Consider the following 16940-nt stretch of genomic DNA (forward strand, 5'->3'; position numbering starts at 1 on the left):
ACTGGCAAGGTTCCGGCCGGGCGGTTCCTTGCAAGTCAGGCCAGGTCGCCGACCACCAGGTCGGCGGGCCGCCGACGGGCAAGCACGCGGTCGATGTTCGGCATATCGTTAGAGGCGATCCAGGCGCGCGCGTCCTCGTCGGAGCGGCCGTGCTCGTGCCATCGCGCCAGCAGTCGGCGCTCGAGCTCGGCGCGCGGCACATCGACGAAGATCGAGAAGTCGAACAGCGGCGCCAGCCGCGTCCAGGGTTCCTCGTCGAGCAGCAGATAATTGCCTTCGACCAGGATGAATTTGGTGTCGGCGGCGACAATCGCAGCGGCGGCGCGCGACAGCTCCATGCTGCGGTCGAAGACCGGGATGGCGATATCCGGCTCGCCGGCGCGGATGCGCTTCAGCAGCGCTTCGAAGCCGGCAAAATCAAAGGTTTCCGGAGCACCTTTTCGCGCGCGAAGGCCGCGTCGATCGAGCACGACGTCATCGTAATGGAAGCCATCCATCGGCACGACTTCCGCCGTGCCTTCCGGCAGCAGGTCGTGCAAGCCTGCCGACAATGTCGACTTGCCGGCGCCGGGCGGACCGGCAATGGCAACGATGAAGCGCGGCGCCTTGCCGGCGCGCTTGAAAATGGCAGCAGCGATATGGGCGATTTCTGACATTGGCCCCCTTACGGTGGTTCTGGCGCATTTTGGCGGCAGTTTTCGGAAATTTCAAACGCCGGATTGTGCCAAGCCTTCAATCGGGCCTGGATTGACCGATCCGCAGGAAATCGCCGTCGAAGCCGATGTCGCGCACGGCACCGTCAGCCGCCAGGATACGCATGCGGCCCGGCGAGGTCGTGACGTCGTGCGGCGGCTCGCCGGATGGCCAAGGCAGCGCGCCGATGACATGGCGGAACGAAAAGCGGCGCCCTTCGGAAAGGGCAAAGGCGGTCGCCACGCCTTCGCGCTTCAGCCAATTGTCGCCGAGCGATGCGGCGTGGCCGACGGCCGTGCGGCCGTCCTCGATGCCGAGCACGCCGCGGTGGCGGCCGCTCCACGGCGCATAGTCGCGCCCGCCATTGCTGACCCACAGCATGGTGACCGGCAGTTCGGCCGGGTTCTTCAGCACCAGCACGAGGTCGGCTTCCGCCTGGCGCGCCAGCGCCGTCCAGCCCGGTCCGCCATGGTCGGCTTCGACCAGCGTGACGAAGTCCTCACGCAGCTGGTCCATGCGATAGGTGGTCAGGTCAATCGTGCCGCCGTCGGCAGCGGGAAAGCGCGTCAGGTCGGCGGTTCGCGCCGGGTAGGCGAGCAACGAGCGGCCGCGGGCCGGATCGGGCTCCGGCGCCTCACTCGGCGTTGCGGCAAGGCGCTTCGGCGAGAACGCTAGCCTGCCGCCGGCCGTCATCACCGTCATCGGGTGGTGGGCGACGGGAATGGCGCCGGCGCCGCCGGAAAAGACGTGCTCCTGATAGAGAAAGGGATGATCGTCGCGCAAGGTCAGGATCTTGTCGACGGTTGCGCCCATGACCGGGCGCTGCAGGCGGAAGACGGCGCGCCAGCCGTCGGCCGTTGCCGCGCTGTCGACGACGTCCCAGCGACTATTTGCCGGCCAGCCATGCAAAGGTGCCGCTTCGACGTCGCTGATCGAGAAGGGTGCGCAGAGGAAATCGCCGGACAGGTGGACCGTCCCTTCGGGCAGGTCTTTCGGCAGCATCTCGCGCGGCTCGCCGACCCAGGGTGCGCGATGCAGCGGCTTCAGCCGGCGGCCATCGATATCGACCGTCATGTCGGCGAGATGGCCGACGGCAAGATCGACCGATACCGAAATGCCCTTCGCCGTGATCGTGACCGTATCCATGTGCACCTACCGATTCAGCCCGATTCTGCCAGCCCGATTCTGGCGGCCCGATTCTGTCGGCGCCAGCAAAGCCCACTCGCCGCCGGTTGCGCAAGCGCGGTGGCCGGCAATTCACATCAGGCGGCGCCACGTCGGCCTGTGGACAGGGCACCGTTCGAGGGCCAGACCGATATTAACCAAATGGACTGTGCCTTTGCGTTAAGATAGCTTCGCCTCGTCTCAGAAACTGCCTGCCTTCGGAACTGACTTGTCCGCCTTCCGGTTCTTTTCGTCCATCCACAAATGCGTCGCTGTGCTGGCGCTGCTGCTGTTTGCTGCCGGCTGCACGACTGTCACGCCGCCCGACAGCGTGCTGGCGGTACCGGCGCCGCCGCAGAAATATGCCGCCATGGTCATCGATGCCGGCACCGGCAATACGCTGTTCGAGGTCAATTCGACGGCGCCGCGTTATCCGGCGTCGTTGACCAAGATGATGACGCTCTACCTCCTGTTCGAGGCGCTGGACCAGGGCCGCATCAGCAAGGAGACGCAAATTCCGGTGTCGGACAACGCCGCCCGGCAGCCGCCGACCAAGCTGCGGTTCAGGCGCGGCGAGACCATCGACGTCGATTCGGCGATCCGCGCCATCATCGTCAAATCGGCCAATGACGTGGCGGTCGCCGTTGCCGAATATCTCGGCGGCAGCGAAGAGGCGTTCGCCGGCATGATGACCGCCAAGGCGCGCCAGATCGGCATGAGCAGCACCGTGTTCCGCAACGCCTCGGGCCTGCCGGACGGCGACCAGCACACGAGCGCGCGCGACATGGCGGTGCTCGGCATGGCGCTGCACGCCCGCTTCCCGCAGCATTTCCACTATTTCTCTGAAAGCGACTTCATGTTCCGCGGCAGGCTGGTGCGCGGCCACAATGACATGCTCGGCCGGGTGCGCGGGGTCGACGGCATCAAGACCGGCTACATCAGGGCTTCGGGCTTCAACATCGTCACCTCCTATAATGCAGACGGGCACAGGCTGATCATCGTGGTGATGGGCGCCGACAGCGCGCGCCAGCGCAACGACCACGTCGAGGCGCTGATCCAGCGCAGCCTGTTGCCGACCTCCGAGGCAAAGACGCGGCTGCTGTATGCCGAGGAGCAGTGATAGTTGAAGTCCGAGTGTTGACCGCGTGCGGGTTCAGGCGACAAACGCAGAGCCGCCGTTTTGCGCGACACTGCTGAGATACTTTGCCGGCGGCTTGCCAAGCGCTTTCTTGAACATGGTGATGAAGGCGGTGACCGATTCGTAACCGAGATCGGCCGAAACCTGCTGCACGCTGGCGCCGGAGGCCAGCTCGCGCATTGCGACGATCAGGTGCAGTTGCTGGCGCCAGCGCCCGAAGGTCAGCCCTGTCTCCTTCACCACGAGACGTGCGAGACTGCTCTCGCTGAGCGCGACGCGACTGGCCCATTCCGCCAGGGTGCTGCGATCGGCAGGATCTTGCGCCAACGCCGCCGCGATGCGCCTCAAGCGCGGCTCGGACGAGATCGGCAAATGCAGCTGCTGGACAGGCATGCGCGGCAGTTCGGTGAGCAGAGCCCTGGTCAGGAGCTCGCCCCTCGCGTCATCGTCCTCAACGCGATCCGTCAGCTCTATGATGAGCTCGCGCAGCAACGGCGTGATCGAAAGCGTGCAGCACCGGTCCGGCAGGTCGGCAGCTCCCGGTTCGATATAGACGAAGAAAATCCGGGCATTGGCGGTCGCGATATTGCTGTGCTCCATGTCGCCGGGAATCCACACCGCGCAATGCGGCGGCACCATCCACAGACCGCTGGGGACGCGACATGTGACGCCGCCGCCCAGCGCGAAGACGAGTTGCCCCTTGCGGTGGTGGTGGTCCGGCACCTCCGCCCCGGTTTCGGTAACGTCAACGCGCACGGCGATTGCCGGGGCGAGGACGTCATCCGGATCGAAAGGCCAGGGGTAGCGGAGCGGCTGTCTCACATTGACTGTTTTTAGCGATCGACTGCCAAGATATCTAAATTACTCAAACAGGAAAGTCGATAGTTTAGGGATGAGTAACTCAGAAGCCGACAGGCGGACTTCCATTTAGCCATGCCCTGCTTGCGTTCTGAACGTCGGACCAACAAGCCCGGCGCACGAAAACAGGCTGGCGTCCGCCACGCAGCAAGAAGGGACGATACCAATGCTCGCCTTGGTCACATCTTCCGACAGCGCCACCGGGTTGCGGCTCGCCGAGCTTGGTGAGCCCGAGCCCGCCCCGCATGAGGCGCTGGTCTCGGTCCGGGCAGTCTCGCTGAACCGCGGCGAACTGCGCTTGCTCAACATCCGTCCGAACGGCTGGGTGCCTGGCCAGGACGTCGCCGGAATTGTCGAGCGCGCCGCGGCCGACGGCTCCGGGCCGGCCGTCGGCGCCCGGGTTGCGGCTCTGGTCGACGAGGCCGGGTGGGCCGAACGGGTCGCCGTTCCGACCGACCACCTCGCCGTCCTGCCGGACGACGTCAGCTTCGTCTCCGCCGCCACTGTTCCGGTCGCGGGCACGACCGCGCTGCGGACCCTGCGCCTCGGCGGCGACCTGGCCGGCCAGCGGGTCCTGATTACCGGCGCAAGCGGCGCGGTCGGCCGTTTCCAGATCCAGATCGCCCGCCAGCAGGGCGCGTCGGTGGTGGCGGTCGCCGCTGAACGGCATGCCGACGATCTCCGCGGCCTCGGAGCCGAGCGGGTCGTCGAAACGATCGAGCTGACCGAAGGACTGTTCTCGCTGATTACCGAATCGGTGGGCGGCGATAGCCTCGCCCACGCGATCGAACGGATCGCGCCCGGCGGGACCGTCGTCATGTTCGGCTCGAGCCGCGGCGAACTCACGCCCATCGGCTTCCGCCAGTTCGTTCCGGGGCACGAAGGTGCGCGGCTGCAGACCTTCGCCTACTACGCTTCCGGTCCGGAGGTAGGCGCCGACATCGCCTCGCTGCTCGCGCCGATCGCAGCCGGCCGGCTCGAAACGCGGGTGGTCCTCACCGTGCCGTGGCGGGACGTCGGTCAAGCCCTCGACGCGCTGCGGCAGCGCAGCATCAGCGGCAAGGCGGTGCTTACCGTGACCGAATGAGCAGGCGGTGGCGGCGGACGGGACGGTGTCTGTCTCCCCCGGGCTGCTACGGCAGTTTGAGCCCGCTGGCGATTGCCCGTTGAAGCCGGCGCCTGCTTCCGCTAAGAAGCCGTGGCTGGCCGGTTTACCGGCTGGTTCGTTTTTGGGATCACCGATCCTGAAAGCACCCGTAGCTCAGCTGGATAGAGCGCTGCCCTCCGAAGGCAGAGGTCACAGGTTCGAATCCTGTCGGGTGCGCCAAATCTCAAATTGTCCAACCCGGAGACAAGGGTTGCGGTTTATACCGGAGACATGGTGGACCGCATCCCTGGGTGAGACACCAATTAGGGACAGTTCCCCAGATTTTGGATTGCGTACGACCTCATAACGCAACGGTTAAGTAGGCGACCGCGGCAAGTCCGCTGGGGTCAAGCCTGTGTAAAAACGCCGTGGCCTGGTCCAATCAGATCCGTGGATCGTGTATTGTGATGGGACGTCGGGACCGAGGATCAGCGGATATGGACGAGGAGGGCTTGGCCGAGATCTCAGCCCGATATATTCGCTTCGCCGATACGGAAGCTCGCGGTCGCTCGCCGCTCTACGAGGAGTTGGCTCGGGCAGTCGCTGGGGATCGGGAGGCGCTCGGTTTCCTGTCGACTCTTCCGGACCTAAAGCGGCAACCGAACCTTCTACTTGCAGCGGTGCGTCACTTGTTCGGCACGCCAACAGGGTGGACCGAGCTTCGCCAGGCGCTTCAGGCTAATCCCGACGCTATCCGCTCGCTCATGCTCGAGCGCTCAACGCAAACCAACGAGCCGGGAAGATGCGCCACCCTGCTCCCCGTCCTGGCGCGTTTGCCGCAGCCGCTGGCCCTCATCGAGGTCGGGACCTCCGCAGGGCTCTGCCTCATGCCCGACCTCTACGGCTATGACTACGGACGCAAGGTGATCCGCGCACCTGCAATGGCCTTGGAGCCGCCTGTCTTCCGATGCCTCGCTAGCGAAACAACGCCATTGCCGACGGCCTTGCCGCAAGTCGTCTGGCGGGCTGGATTGGACCTGAGCCCGATAGATGCTTCGGACGACTCGCAAGTCGCATGGCTTGAGACACTGGTCTGGCCGGAACAGACAGCACGGCTTGCCAATCTGCGGGCGGCCCTAAAGATCGCTGCCACAGTCAAGCCTCGGGTGGTGAAGGGCGACCTGCGCGGGAGCGACCTCGTGCAACTCTGCAACGAAGCGCCAAACGACGCTACACTCGTCATCTTTCACACAGCCGTCCTCGACTATGTCTCCGACCTTGGTGACAGAGAAGCTTTCGCCGAGCAGGCGATGCGTCTCTCGCCTTATTGGGTATCGAACGAGTTCCCTCGCGTCTTCCCGTCCATCGCCACACGCGCCGGAACAAGCTGGCCGCCTGGCCGCTTCCTCCTATCTGCGAACGGCTCCCCTGTAGCTTGGACTGACCCGCATGGCGCCTCGCTCGAATGGATCGCGGACGAGGCGTAGGCTATAGGTCGTGGATTGCCGTCCTTGGCCAGAGACGCCATCAGTTCTCAGTTTCATCAATGCTCGTCTGCCACTGCTTGCGTCTTGAATTCGCGGCAAGCGCCCTTCGGACTTGCTACCGGGCGGTTGAACCCAGGAACAGCGCGTTGGGCGCGCGAAGACCGCATCCGCAGTCGGGAACCACAGCTATCGGCAAGCCGTTTACGCTGCAAACCCGCCTGTCGATCCTCAGAGCCGGGCGAGTTTTCCGAGATCCACAAATTGGAGATTGATCATGACTAGCGCTGCCGACCGCGATCCGCGCCACCACACGCAGAAAATGCAGAAAAAGTTGGAGGAGGTGAAGCAGCACCTTCGCGAGGACATCGAGAAGGTCGATGAGCCGCAGCTGAAGGCGATGTTCGAGACGTCCGCCGAGGTGATCGGCGGTCTCCAGAAGGCGTTCCAGGACTATGAACAGAAGAATGAACCCGCTTGGCGTTAAACGGCTTCTTCGCGGGTAGGTTTCAAAGGAGCGCCCCCCGTGCCTGCACCACCTGAAATGGATGTCGTCCTCGAAAAGCTGCCTTTGAGGATAGGCGCCTATATCCCCGACGACTTGCTGGAGGACTGGTTTGCGCCGGGAACCGGCATGAACCCGGTCAGCAAGGAGGCGCTTGCCGCCGCCAAGAACTACGGCTGGCGCTTCGAATGCGAGTTCAAGCACTACCCCGAACGCAAGGAAGGCGTGTTCTGGAAGTGGGTGCCGGCGATCTGACCGCCGCTGGACGGTTCATCGTTCCGCGGAAACGCAGAACCGGTCTATCGTATTGTTTGACGCAAATACCGGACGGAAAACCGCTTCACACTTTTCCTGGAATTGCTCAGCCTCCGCCTATCGGCGTCGTCACCTTGCCGGTTCCGCCGCATTCGGGGCAGGTGCGGCCGTCGATCATGCCTGACCCTGCACAGCGGCGGCAAATATTCTCGCCAGCGCCTGGAGTGCCTGCGGGGACTTCGTCCGTGTTGGTCTGACCGGCTTGCCGGGGCTTGCCCTGCAGCTTGTTTCTCAGCCGGGCGACCCAGCCTTCGTCGACCTCGAGCGGCCTGCTGCTATCGTCCGGCAGGCCTTCGCCGGATTGGCCGATGGTTTCATTGCGCGGCCGGTCGTTCGCGCCTGTCGTGATCTTCTGAGCCATTGCGTTTGCCTTTACGCCTTGCAATTTTCGAACGCCTCAGCTCCGCAGAGGTTCCGGTTCGACCGGCAGCCTTTCAGCGGGGTGTTTGCCGCACATTATCTATCCTGAACCCGGATTTCGGCCGCGCCGGCATGCGGGCAAGCGAGACGGTCATATCCTGATCAGGCACCTGGTAGGCCATCGACCGCGTCAGCAGGCGAACCGCTTCCATGATCAGCGCGACGGTGACGGCTTCTCCGGGGCAGCGATGGGTAGTCGCCGGATCTCCGCCGCCATGCGGGATGAAGTCGAAGCCGTGGGTTTTCCAGCTCAAGCCGCGCTCCGGGATAAATCGGTCCGGCTCCACAAACAGGCGCGGATCATGGTTGGTGCCGTGCAGGTCGAGCAGGACCCAGTCGCCTTGGTGGAAACGGTAGCCCTTCCATTCGAAGGGGTGGCGGGCGCGGCCGCCGATGAACGGGAAGAACGGGTAGAGCCGGCGAATCTCCTCGGCGAAGGCTTCCAGCCCGTCGTCATCGCCGGCGGCGAACTTGTCATACCATTGGCGGTGCTGGTGAAGCGCCAGCGCCGCAAACATGATGAAGCGGCCGATGGCGACGATTGGACGGATAATGTTGATGATTTCGACCGCGGCACTGGCAAGATCGAGCGGCATTCCCTCGGCATCGACATGTTCGCTGACCAGGCGGACCGGGCTGTTTGCCGGCAAATCAAGCGCGCCGCTTCGAACGCGCCGTACAAGCTCGCCGATAGTGCGTTCGGTCCGGCGTCGCCGCCACAGCGCCAGCACGGTCGACGGCCCAATGCCGCCGGCGTTCTCGACCATGCCGCTGAGCTCGCGGCAGAGTTCGGCGCGATCCTTGTCGGCGGGGATGCCGGCCCAAGCCGCTGCCGCCTGGGTCAGGACGAGGTTTACGGCGTCGAACAGGACGATCTCGTCACGCCGCTGCCAGTCTTCCAGCTGGTCGAGCCAGGCGCGACGGAAGGTTGCGCGGAGCCGCTCGATCTGGTCACCATCCAACAGGATCGACAGGAAAAGCGCCTTGCGGTGGCGGTGAGCGGCGCCGTCGAGCGCCTGGACGCTGCCCTTGTCCTGCAGCAGACGCAGCGTGGTCTGCGGCATCGCACCAATTCGGGTGAAGTGGTCGCCGCCATAAAACATCTCGGCAGCCTCGGCACCACGGACACAGATTGCCGGCCGCAGCATCAGGCGCGTCGCAAAGATGTCGGTGTTCATGCGCCGGCAGCGGGCCGAAATGAAGTCATAGCCCTCGCGCAGCAGGGCCAAGGTGCTGTCGAACGCGGCATCGCGCGGGATGGGCTTTGCGACACGCTTGCCGCCGTCGGCATCGATCAGTTCACGTCTGTTCATGGCGTGCTCCCTGGCGTTGAAATTCCTCAACGCACGGCCGGCACTTTCGATCACTCGACTTTTTGACGGCTTTGCCGCGCCGCCCTTTGGCCGCGGCTGGCAAGGATGGTGGTCAGCGTGACCGGACGAAAATCCCAGCTGTCGACGCCGACGTCATACTGGCGCGTGACCGGGGTCAGCCTGCCGTGGGAATGGCCATGCAGGTCGATCGATTTCCTGCCGATCTGGTTCCAGGTGCGAAAAGGGTAGTGACAAAGGATCAGCAGACTGCCGTCGAGCGCCAGCTCCTTGTAGTGTTGCGTGCTCGCCCAACCTGTGGCCTCGATGGTGGCCGCAGCATCGTTGTTGCCGATGATCAAATGCTTGCTGCCATGAAGAGACGCCAGAAGCGACGACACGAACGCGGCCGATCCCCTGGCAAAATCGCCGAGATGCCAGACCTCGTCGTCCGGCCCGACAGTCTCGTTCCAGAACGCAACGAGCGACCGGTCATGTTCCGCCAGCGAGCCGAACGGGCGGCGGTCGATGCGCAAAATGCGCGGGTCGCTGAAATGCGTGTCGGCGGTGAAGTAGATCATGCGCTGGAGCCTGTTTCGAACTGCCGATCTGGGCGCGTGGCGCACCAAGTCCATGTTGCTCTCCCGATGCTTGCTCAACCCGCTCGATCGCCGGTTGTTCCTGGAAGCAGGCCCAGGCGGTTTCCGCTCGTTGGCACTTTGAAACGGGGGAACTTTGAACCGGGGAACTTTGAACCGGGGAATTTTGAAACGGGGGAACTTTGAAATGAGACGCAGGTTAGAATGCTTGAGGCCGATGCTCTGAAAGGACCTCGACGATGACCGACGCAGCACCTCTTGGGCGAAGCCCGGCTCAGGCGCGGGGCGATATCGACGCCGGGCGCGAAGGGGACAAGACCCCGGGCATCGATCCGGCTGCGGCTCCCATGGAAACGGACGCGGAATCCGCCGGCAACGCTCCGCCGAAGAGCCCTGCCGCGCGCCATGAAACGCCGAAGTTTACCAACCAGGCGAGCTATGCCAATGCGATGCGCCCGCTGACGGATGAGCCCGACGTCCAACCGAGCAGATATGGGCCAGTCATGGTGATTGCCGCCATCGTCGTGCTGGCCGCTGCAGTTTTCATCGGCGCGGCCATGCTGCGCTGAATACAGCCGTTCCAGACCCGCGGCGCAGTGGCTGGACATTTTGCTTCCGGTCCGAGAATTTGTTGTCGCGCCAGGTCCAGGCGCGATCAGTCCGGTGCACGTTGGCTACGAACCATCAATTCTTTGCCCGTGACGCCACCATCGTGGCGCGCGACATGATTGGCGCCTCGCTGCTTTTGCACGGCGTTGGCGGCAGCATCGTCGAGACCGAGGCCTATCGCCCGGATGACCCGGCTTCGCATGCTTTCGGTGGCAGGACGGTGCGCAACGGCGCAATGTTCGGCGCCCCGGGCAGCGCGTATGTCTATCGCTCCTATGGCCTGCATTGGTGCCTCAATGCCGTGTGCCTGCCCGGCAGTGCCGTGCTTATCCGCGCAATCGAACCGCGATTAGGGCTGGAGGTGATGCGGGCCAATCGCCGCGTTGACGATCCCCGGCTGCTTTGCTCGGGACCGGGCCGCCTTTGCCAGGCGCTGGCTATCGACAAATCTTATGACGGGCTGCCGCTGGACCTGCCGCCATTCGAATTCAGGCCGCCGAGCGAAGCCGGCGCCGTTCTGACAGGCCGCCGGATCGGCATTTCCAAGGCTGTCGATGCCGAGTGGCGGTTCGGACTGCGCGGCTCGGACTATTTGAGCCGCAAGTTCTGATGCCCGCGGCAGCGGCAGAGCAGTTGCCCCCCGGCATCACTCGTCGGGTTTGCCGAGATGCATGGGTGTCGCCTGCTGGCGGGCTTCCCTGGTCACCTCGTCGGCTCCGGCAGGTGAAATCCCTCGCAATGCCTTCGCAGCTACGGTCAGGCGCCCGCGATCATTGCCGAAGCTCTTGATCAGCTGGCGGACCTGGTCGGCCGTGACGCCGTTCTGTTGGGCAAAATACTCGACTTCACGGTCGTCTTCCGCAGCAACGCGGTCGCGCTCGCGGAAATCTCGCTTGCTCTTATCGTCGGCCATTTTTTCCTCCTGGTGGAGCTTTGCATCAATGGCAACGTGAGCAAGCGGCTTTCGTTGCCGCGACCAGGCGGACTTTTGCGCCGTCGAGCCGGACTGCCCAGGAACCATGAGGCGAGCAGCCGGTTTGGCTTGGATGCAGCGGCCCACAATTCACACGATGGAGATTACGATGACGCTCGCAAGCAAAACCACTGTAATTGCTGCGGCGCTGGCCATGTTGGCCGCGCCGGCATTCGGCCAGACGAGCCCACCTGCGCCCGCCGCGCCGGCGCCGGATCGTGGCGCCGAACAGTCGCCCGCAATGAGCGGGCAGAGCCAGGATGCCATGCGCGATATGATGCGCCAGATGATGACTGAGATGCTGGAGGAGAGAATGCAGGAAGATCGCGCGCCCCGGGAGGAACGGCGAGGTCCCGACCGCTGGCATCGCGGCTACAGGATGGGCCCGCCTGAGCGAGGGTGGGAGATGGGAGGGCGCGGCGGCATTCCACGCGGGATGCATGGCGCGAAGATGCGAATGATGTTCGCCATAGTAGATGCGGACGGCGATGGCGCGCTTTCTCAGAGCGAAGTCCAGGATTTCGTCGGGCGAATATTCAACGCCGTCGATGAGGACGGTGACGGCAGCGTCGACATGCAGGAAATCCGGTCCTTCTTCCACGGAGGCGGCGCCGAGGATCAGGAGTAAGTCTCCTACCGGTCGGCAGGAGGCCTGTCTGGGGCAGCGCGAGCTCGTCGGCCGGGGAGGATAAAAAGTCGCCGGCAACTGGATACCAGGCTGCCAGCCGGGGAGATGCGTTCCTTGGCTGGCCTTGCCGAACGCCGCGGACCAATCAGACCAGCAGGAATTCATTGGCCATGACAGAGAAAGCTACAGAGAAATCCCCGACCATCGCTCGTATCTGGCGCGGCAGAACCGTGCCTGAAAAGGCGGATGCCTATGAGAGTTACAATTACGAGGCCGGCATCAAGCCGCTGATCGAGAAGGCCCTGGGCGTTCAGACCTTTCGCGAGGACACGACGACCCATTCGGAATTCGTGACGATCTCCTATTGGGAAAACGTCGAGGCGATGGCGGCGCTCACCGGCGGCGATCCGACAAAAATCCACCATCTCGAGCGGGACGAAGAGTTCCTGATCGAGCTGCCGTCGCGGGTGCAGGTGTTGCGCATCCGATCGAGTCACGGGCGGCTGGGATAGGGCAGCGCCGCCCGGTTCGGCCCGATCTAGGAAATCGCCGTCAAGTCGATTTCGGTGATGTGCCAGCGGCCGAGATTTGCGGTGTAGAGCTTGTCGCCCTTGAAGGCAATGTTGGTTGGGTGGGCGAGCGTCGTTGCCGCCGGATCCTCGATCAGCACCTCGAGCCCGCTGTGTTTTCGCCAACGATAGATGCGGCTGGGCTCGTAGCATGAGATGAACAGCGACCCGTCCGGCGCCAAGGCGACGCCATCGGGAACGTTGCTCACGCCGTCCACGACGAGTTGGCGAGGTCCTGCCGTGCCGTCGGCACGGATTGGCACATAGCTGAGGCAGGCCGCATGGCTTTCCACGACGTAAAGCCCATCGCCACCCGGCGCCATCGCCATGCCGTTGGCGAAGGCCATGGTCTCGCTGCACCACAGGCCGCCTTCGCCGGTCTTCAAATCGTAGCGAAAAATGCCGGAGCGGTTGTCTTCGCCGAGGCTGTCCGACACGTAGAGCCAGCCGCGTGTCTCGTCGACGATCGGATAGTTCGGCACGCGGATGCCGGCCGAGGCGAAGCGCTGCATACCAGCCGTCGCGGCATCCCAGCGAAAGATCGCCGAATGTCTCAAATCGCATGCAAAACAGTTTCCCGCGCTATCGAAGGCGATGCCGAGCAGAAAGCCCTCCGTACCGCCCATGCGTTCGACCGAGCCGCCATCGGCGGCCAAGCGCAGCAGGTCGCCGGTTTCGGTGCCGCACCAGATCGAGCCGTCGCAATGGATGGCCACGCCTTCCGGATGGGCGATGCGCGGGCTGGTGAAGATGCCATCGAAGAAGACCCTCGCGGCCGACATTTCGAGCAACGGCTTTGCCATGCGCACCCCCTTCAATCCGGTGCAGTATGCGACCGCTGTGCGGCGATGCAGCGCTCGACCATCCGCCGGTCGGTGGCCAGGATCTCGGCGATCAGGGCGCTGCGCTCCCTGGCGCTGACGAATTCGAGGCGCCGCAGGCCGAGCGGGTCGATGCGGTTTCGCAGGATGTCGAGCGTCTCGTTTGAGGGTAGCGCAACTTCGCGGCAATCGGCATCGAATGTCAGGGCAAAGCCGGTGGCATCCTGGAGCTGCTGGCGCGTCACGCACGGCATGGTCTCGATGACGGCCAATTGCCGGCTCTCCCCGTCGAGCCGAAACACGCAAAGGTCGGTGAACACCAATGCCGCGCCGGTCCGATAGCCCATCGGCTCGCGTTCGGCCTCAGTCAACAGGCCGCGCGCCGAGCTGGCAATCTCGACCGTCTCGACCAGCGACTGCACGGAATGGCGGGGGACGTAGAGCAGATAATCGCGATGCATGTTGGCGACGTCGGCCATGCCGCCTTGCCCGGGCAGCCGGATAAGGCTGCCGTCACGCTTGCGCAGCGCAATGGTGTTGACGCGCCCACGGCGGTCGACCTGCGCGGCACCGACGATCTCATGCGTCACCGCGCCGGCCTGGTAATAGGTCGAATAGGTGTCGTCGCCGCCGGCATGCGCCACCGCCGTCTCGCAATCGAGGCTTTCGATCAGCGACAGGATCATCGGGCTCGGTGCTATGTCGAGATGGCCGCAACTCATGGTGGCGATGATCATGTCCGGCGCGTGCGTCGCTTTGGCCAGCCGGTAGGCGACATTGGCGAGCGGCGACACCGCGCCGGCACTTGCAAAGCTCTCATTGTCAAGCTCAGCGGCGATGCGGGCGGCGATGATCTCGTCGATGGACGCCTCCTTGTTGCCGTGCACGAGCCTGGGCATTGCGAGGACTGTTTCAGCGCGGACTTTTGCAGCATCTTGAACCCGCTCCGGCACGCCTTCCGAAGGCATGCTCAGGCTGTCCGGCAAAGGTATTTCCTTGGCCGCGAACGCCCCCGCCAACGCTTGATAATCCGTCACATAGAATGGCAGGCAGGAGGCGGGATAGGCGCCGCCTGGTGCCAGCGCGATCGCCGACACCTGGTTGCGGGTCAAAATGCTCTGCCGACCATCATGCCGCAGCGCTCCGACCGGGACGATCTCCTCAACCGTGACCAGCACCTCGCGCGCCGCGCCGGCCATGGCGAAGTCGAGCGCCCGTGGTCCGATGATCTGGACATTGCCGCTCTCGTCGGCACGCTGGGCATGGACGACGAAGGTATCGAGCCGCAAGGCCGGGATGATCCCGGTCGTGATTCCCGCGATCGGATCGGGCGCGGCGATCGCACCCGGCACGCGCGCCAGCATGTCCGAACCCTCCGGAAGCTGAAACGGCATCAACGGCAGGTTCTGCTGCCCCGCCCGCAGCGCCTGGATCATGGCCAGCGCCGTCCAGTCGCGGACCGGCACGGCATTGGTCTCGGCGGCCGCGCGGAAGCGCGGCGGCAAGCCAAAAATATCGAGGCTGGAAAAGCAGATATCGACCTCCGCCACGGCATTCGCTTCGAGAAGCAGTTCGAGCGGCAGGCCGCCGGCCCAGCAGACATAGCGAAGATCCTTGACGCCCAAGCGGGCGATGGCCCGCAACAAGGCGATCGGCAGCCGGGCAAAATGATGGCCACCGACACCGAAGACGTCGCCGCCGCCGACCATCGCGGCCAGGCCCTCGACATCGGTGAAGCGCGGCCGGTTCGGCTTGACCAGGGAGATCATTGCCCGGCCTTCTTCGGCCGCGTCGCGCTCTTTTCAGCAAATTCCTTGACGCGCCGCTGGCCGATCTCGCTGCGGTACAGGCCACCCAGGACATCGCGCTCCATGGCAAGGCCGTCGGCCAGATCGCCCGACACGGCGTGCACGGTCAGCGCTTTCAGCCCTTCGATCGCTGCGGCCGGTTCGGCGGCGATCATCTCGGCGAGTTCCCGCACCCGCGGCATCAGCCTTTCGGCATCGACGATCTCGTTGACCAGACCGGCGCCGACGAACTCGGAAGCCGGCACGATGGCGCCGGTCATCAGCAGAAAATTGGCGCGGTTGCGGCCGAGCTTCTGGACGCTGCGCTGGGTGCCGCCGCCGCCGGGGACCAGCCCGAGCTTGATCTCGGGCAGGCCGAGCTTCGCGAACTGGTTGGCGATGACGATGTCGCAGCACAGCACCAGCTCCATGCCGCCGCCGAGCGCAAAGCCGTTGACCGCGGCGATGACCGGCTTGCGGTTGTTCTCGACCGCCGCATACATGCGCGTGCCGGCAGCCTGGAAGGCATCGAACTCGATAGCTGTCTGGGCGGCATATTCCTTGATGTCGGCGCCGGCCATGAAGCCGCGCCCCTCGCCGGTCACCACGATCGCGCCGACCCCGTCATCCCGCGACAGCGCCTCGAAAACCTCGGTGATCTCGCTCTGCATCAGCCGGTTCATGGCGTTGAGCTGATCGGCGCGCCGGAAGGTAACGACCGCGACGCGCCCAGATATTTCCAAGGTGAGTGCCTGGTAAACGCTCATCGTCAGGCAGCATCCACGGTCATGTCGCCGGATGCCTCAAGTGCTGCAATCTCGCCGCTGGAGAGGCCGAATTCGGCCAGTATCTCGCGGCCATGCTGGCCGACCAGCGGCGCCGGCCGCTCTATGGTAGCCGGCGTCTCACTCATCTTGACCGCCGGCGCGACCACCCTGACCCTGCCGCCGCGGGGATGATCGTAGCTGGTGATCATGCCCAGGTGCTTGACCTGCGGGTCCTCGGCTGCGCGCCTTATGTCCTTCACCTCGGCACACCAGATGTCGGCTGCCAGCAGCCGCGCCAGCAGGTCCTGCGTGGCAAACTTCCTGGTTTCGGCGTTGACCTTGTCGAACACCTCGTCGCGCCTGTCGAACAGCGTCTTCAGATCGTCGTAGACAGCAAGCTGCGGCGCCTCCAGCACTTCATACAGCGTCTTGAACGGGCTCATGGCGATCGACACATAGCCGCCGTCCTTCGCTTCATAGACGCCGAACGGCGCCTGCATGCCGGGGTGGCCGATGCCGGAATTCGGGCGCACGAAATCCTCACCGAGATTGAGCACGGCGACATATTCCTGATTGAGATGCGCCAGCATGCCGGCGAGCAGATTGACCTCGATCTTCTGGCCCTTGCCGGTCTTCTCGCGATAGTAGAGCGCCGACAGGATGCCGTAGACCATGTTCATGGCGCCGATCTGGTCGGCCAGGCCGGCACCGGCCGGAACAGGAGCCTGATCGCCGCGGCCGGTGTTGGAGATCAACCCGGACAGCCCCTGGATCAGCATGTCCTGGCCGGGGCGCTCGACATAGGGGCCTTCCTCGCCATAGCCGGAGCCCGAGCAATAGATAATGGCGGGATTGACCGCCCTGAAATCCTCGTAGCCATAGCCGAGCCTGGCGAGCACGCCGGGGCGGAAATTCTGCACCACCACATCGGCCTTCTCAGCCATGTCCATGATGATGGCATGCACCTTGCGACTTTTCAGGTTGAGCGCGATGGAGCGCTTGTTGCGGTTCCAGGCGAGGAAATTCGGGCTTTCGGAGCCGCCGACCCATTTGGCGAAGAAGGTCATGCCGCGGAACATGTCGCCGGCGCCGGCACGCTCGATCTTGATGATGTCGGCGCCCATGTCGCCGAGCAGTTGCGTGGCGAACGGCCCTTGCAGCAGATGGCTGAAATCGAGAATGCGGACGCCTTCGAGGGCTTTGTTCATTTCAT

At 64.3% G+C, this 16940-nt stretch carries 20 protein-coding genes and 1 tRNA gene; 10 read left to right on the top strand and 11 right to left on the bottom strand.

Annotated elements, in window-relative coordinates; all coding sequences use genetic code 11:
* Positions 1 to 35 precede the first annotated feature (35 nt).
* Positions 36 to 656 carry a nucleoside triphosphate hydrolase gene (locus NKI72_RS17100; protein WP_352539906.1) on the bottom strand — a complete coding sequence of 207 codons (621 nt, stop codon included), beginning with the start codon at positions 654 to 656 and terminating at the stop codon, positions 36 to 38.
* Positions 657 to 732: 76 nt separating this feature from the next.
* Complete coding sequence (locus NKI72_RS17105) at positions 733 to 1839, bottom strand: hypothetical protein (RefSeq protein ID WP_352836122.1); 1107 nt, start codon at positions 1837 to 1839, stop codon at positions 733 to 735.
* Positions 1840 to 2086: 247 nt separating this feature from the next.
* On the opposite strand from NKI72_RS17105, the gene NKI72_RS17110 reads away from it, so the two are divergent.
* Positions 2087 to 2977, top strand: a complete 891-nt coding sequence (locus NKI72_RS17110; protein ID WP_352836125.1) for a D-alanyl-D-alanine carboxypeptidase family protein — start codon at positions 2087 to 2089, stop codon at positions 2975 to 2977.
* Positions 2978 to 3010: 33 nt separating this feature from the next.
* Here NKI72_RS17110 and NKI72_RS17115 read toward each other — a convergent pair whose 3' ends face one another.
* The gene (locus tag NKI72_RS17115) at positions 3011 to 3817 is read right to left on the bottom strand and encodes an AraC family transcriptional regulator (protein WP_352474758.1); all 807 of its coding nucleotides are present in this window, start codon (positions 3815 to 3817) and stop codon (positions 3011 to 3013) included.
* Between the two features lie 202 nt (positions 3818 to 4019).
* Here NKI72_RS17115 and NKI72_RS17120 point away from each other — a divergent pair, with 202 nt between their 5' ends.
* From NKI72_RS17120 to NKI72_RS17140, 5 genes are all read left to right on the top strand, one after another.
* Positions 4020 to 4940 (top strand): zinc-binding dehydrogenase, encoded by a 921-nt coding sequence (locus NKI72_RS17120; RefSeq protein WP_352501145.1) that lies wholly within the window; start codon positions 4020 to 4022, stop codon positions 4938 to 4940.
* A 163-nt stretch (positions 4941 to 5103) separates the two neighbouring features.
* A tRNA-Arg gene (locus tag NKI72_RS17125) sits at positions 5104 to 5180 on the top strand.
* 257 nt (positions 5181 to 5437) lie between these two features.
* Positions 5438 to 6427, top strand: a complete 990-nt coding sequence (locus NKI72_RS17130) for a DUF2332 domain-containing protein (protein ID WP_352539902.1) — start codon at positions 5438 to 5440, stop codon at positions 6425 to 6427.
* A 274-nt stretch (positions 6428 to 6701) separates the two neighbouring features.
* A complete protein-coding gene (locus NKI72_RS17135; RefSeq protein WP_352474763.1) occupies positions 6702 to 6911 on the top strand; it encodes a hypothetical protein in 210 nt (69 codons plus the stop codon).
* A 39-nt stretch (positions 6912 to 6950) separates the two neighbouring features.
* Complete coding sequence (locus NKI72_RS17140; RefSeq protein ID WP_352539901.1) at positions 6951 to 7184, top strand: hypothetical protein; 234 nt, start codon at positions 6951 to 6953, stop codon at positions 7182 to 7184.
* Between the two features lie 106 nt (positions 7185 to 7290).
* Here NKI72_RS17140 and NKI72_RS17145 read toward each other — a convergent pair whose 3' ends face one another.
* The 3 genes from NKI72_RS17145 to NKI72_RS17155 all read right to left on the bottom strand — a co-directional run bounded on the left by NKI72_RS17145 (position 7291) and on the right by NKI72_RS17155 (position 9555).
* On the bottom strand, positions 7291 to 7605 hold the full coding sequence (locus tag NKI72_RS17145; protein ID WP_352540042.1) for a hypothetical protein: 315 nt from the start codon (positions 7603 to 7605) through the stop codon (positions 7291 to 7293).
* A gap of 73 nt (positions 7606 to 7678) precedes the next feature.
* Positions 7679 to 8977, bottom strand: coding sequence for a cytochrome P450 (locus NKI72_RS17150; RefSeq protein WP_352539900.1), 1299 nt, complete (start codon positions 8975 to 8977; stop codon positions 7679 to 7681).
* Between the two features lie 50 nt (positions 8978 to 9027).
* Entirely contained in the window at positions 9028 to 9555 is a 528-nt protein-coding gene (locus NKI72_RS17155) for a metallophosphoesterase (protein ID WP_502898628.1), read from the bottom strand.
* 257 nt (positions 9556 to 9812) lie between these two features.
* Between NKI72_RS17155 and NKI72_RS17160 the strand changes: the two genes are divergently transcribed.
* Both NKI72_RS17160 and NKI72_RS17165 read left to right on the top strand, forming a co-directional pair.
* Entirely contained in the window at positions 9813 to 10142 is a 330-nt protein-coding gene (locus NKI72_RS17160; protein WP_352615107.1) for a hypothetical protein, read from the top strand.
* 101 nt (positions 10143 to 10243) lie between these two features.
* Positions 10244 to 10792: a DNA-3-methyladenine glycosylase gene (locus NKI72_RS17165; RefSeq protein ID WP_352615109.1), complete on the top strand. Its 549-nt coding sequence runs from the start codon at positions 10244 to 10246 to the stop codon at positions 10790 to 10792.
* Between the two features lie 36 nt (positions 10793 to 10828).
* Here NKI72_RS17165 and NKI72_RS17170 read toward each other — a convergent pair whose 3' ends face one another.
* Positions 10829 to 11095, bottom strand: a complete 267-nt coding sequence (locus NKI72_RS17170) for a DUF3606 domain-containing protein (RefSeq protein ID WP_352455899.1) — start codon at positions 11093 to 11095, stop codon at positions 10829 to 10831.
* A gap of 157 nt (positions 11096 to 11252) precedes the next feature.
* Here NKI72_RS17170 and NKI72_RS17175 point away from each other — a divergent pair, with 157 nt between their 5' ends.
* Both NKI72_RS17175 and NKI72_RS17180 read left to right on the top strand, forming a co-directional pair.
* Positions 11253 to 11783: an EF-hand domain-containing protein gene (locus NKI72_RS17175; RefSeq protein ID WP_352836132.1), complete on the top strand. Its 531-nt coding sequence runs from the start codon at positions 11253 to 11255 to the stop codon at positions 11781 to 11783.
* Between the two features lie 170 nt (positions 11784 to 11953).
* On the top strand, positions 11954 to 12295 hold the full coding sequence (locus NKI72_RS17180; RefSeq protein ID WP_352539894.1) for an antibiotic biosynthesis monooxygenase family protein: 342 nt from the start codon (positions 11954 to 11956) through the stop codon (positions 12293 to 12295).
* A gap of 26 nt (positions 12296 to 12321) precedes the next feature.
* On the opposite strand, the gene NKI72_RS17185 is transcribed toward NKI72_RS17180, so the two are convergent.
* The 4 genes from NKI72_RS17185 to NKI72_RS17200 are packed head-to-tail and all read right to left on the bottom strand — an operon-like array spanning position 12322 to position 16935.
* Positions 12322 to 13155, bottom strand: a complete 834-nt coding sequence (locus tag NKI72_RS17185) for an SMP-30/gluconolactonase/LRE family protein (RefSeq protein ID WP_352836135.1) — start codon at positions 13153 to 13155, stop codon at positions 12322 to 12324.
* Between the two features lie 11 nt (positions 13156 to 13166).
* Positions 13167 to 14942 (bottom strand): CoA-transferase, encoded by a 1776-nt coding sequence (locus NKI72_RS17190; RefSeq protein ID WP_352836138.1) that lies wholly within the window; start codon positions 14940 to 14942, stop codon positions 13167 to 13169.
* Entirely contained in the window at positions 14939 to 15727 is a 789-nt protein-coding gene (locus tag NKI72_RS17195; RefSeq protein WP_352615119.1) for an enoyl-CoA hydratase/isomerase family protein, read from the bottom strand. The genes NKI72_RS17190 and NKI72_RS17195 overlap by 4 nt, the downstream gene beginning before the upstream one ends.
* Before the next feature lie 2 nt (positions 15728 to 15729).
* On the bottom strand, positions 15730 to 16935 hold the full coding sequence (locus NKI72_RS17200) for a CaiB/BaiF CoA transferase family protein (protein ID WP_352615121.1): 1206 nt from the start codon (positions 16933 to 16935) through the stop codon (positions 15730 to 15732).
* Between the last annotated feature and the right edge of the window lie 5 nt (positions 16936 to 16940).

It is taken from the genome of Mesorhizobium sp. M0437 (assembly GCF_040321335.1).
GTDB lineage: Bacteria > Pseudomonadota > Alphaproteobacteria > Rhizobiales > Rhizobiaceae > Mesorhizobium.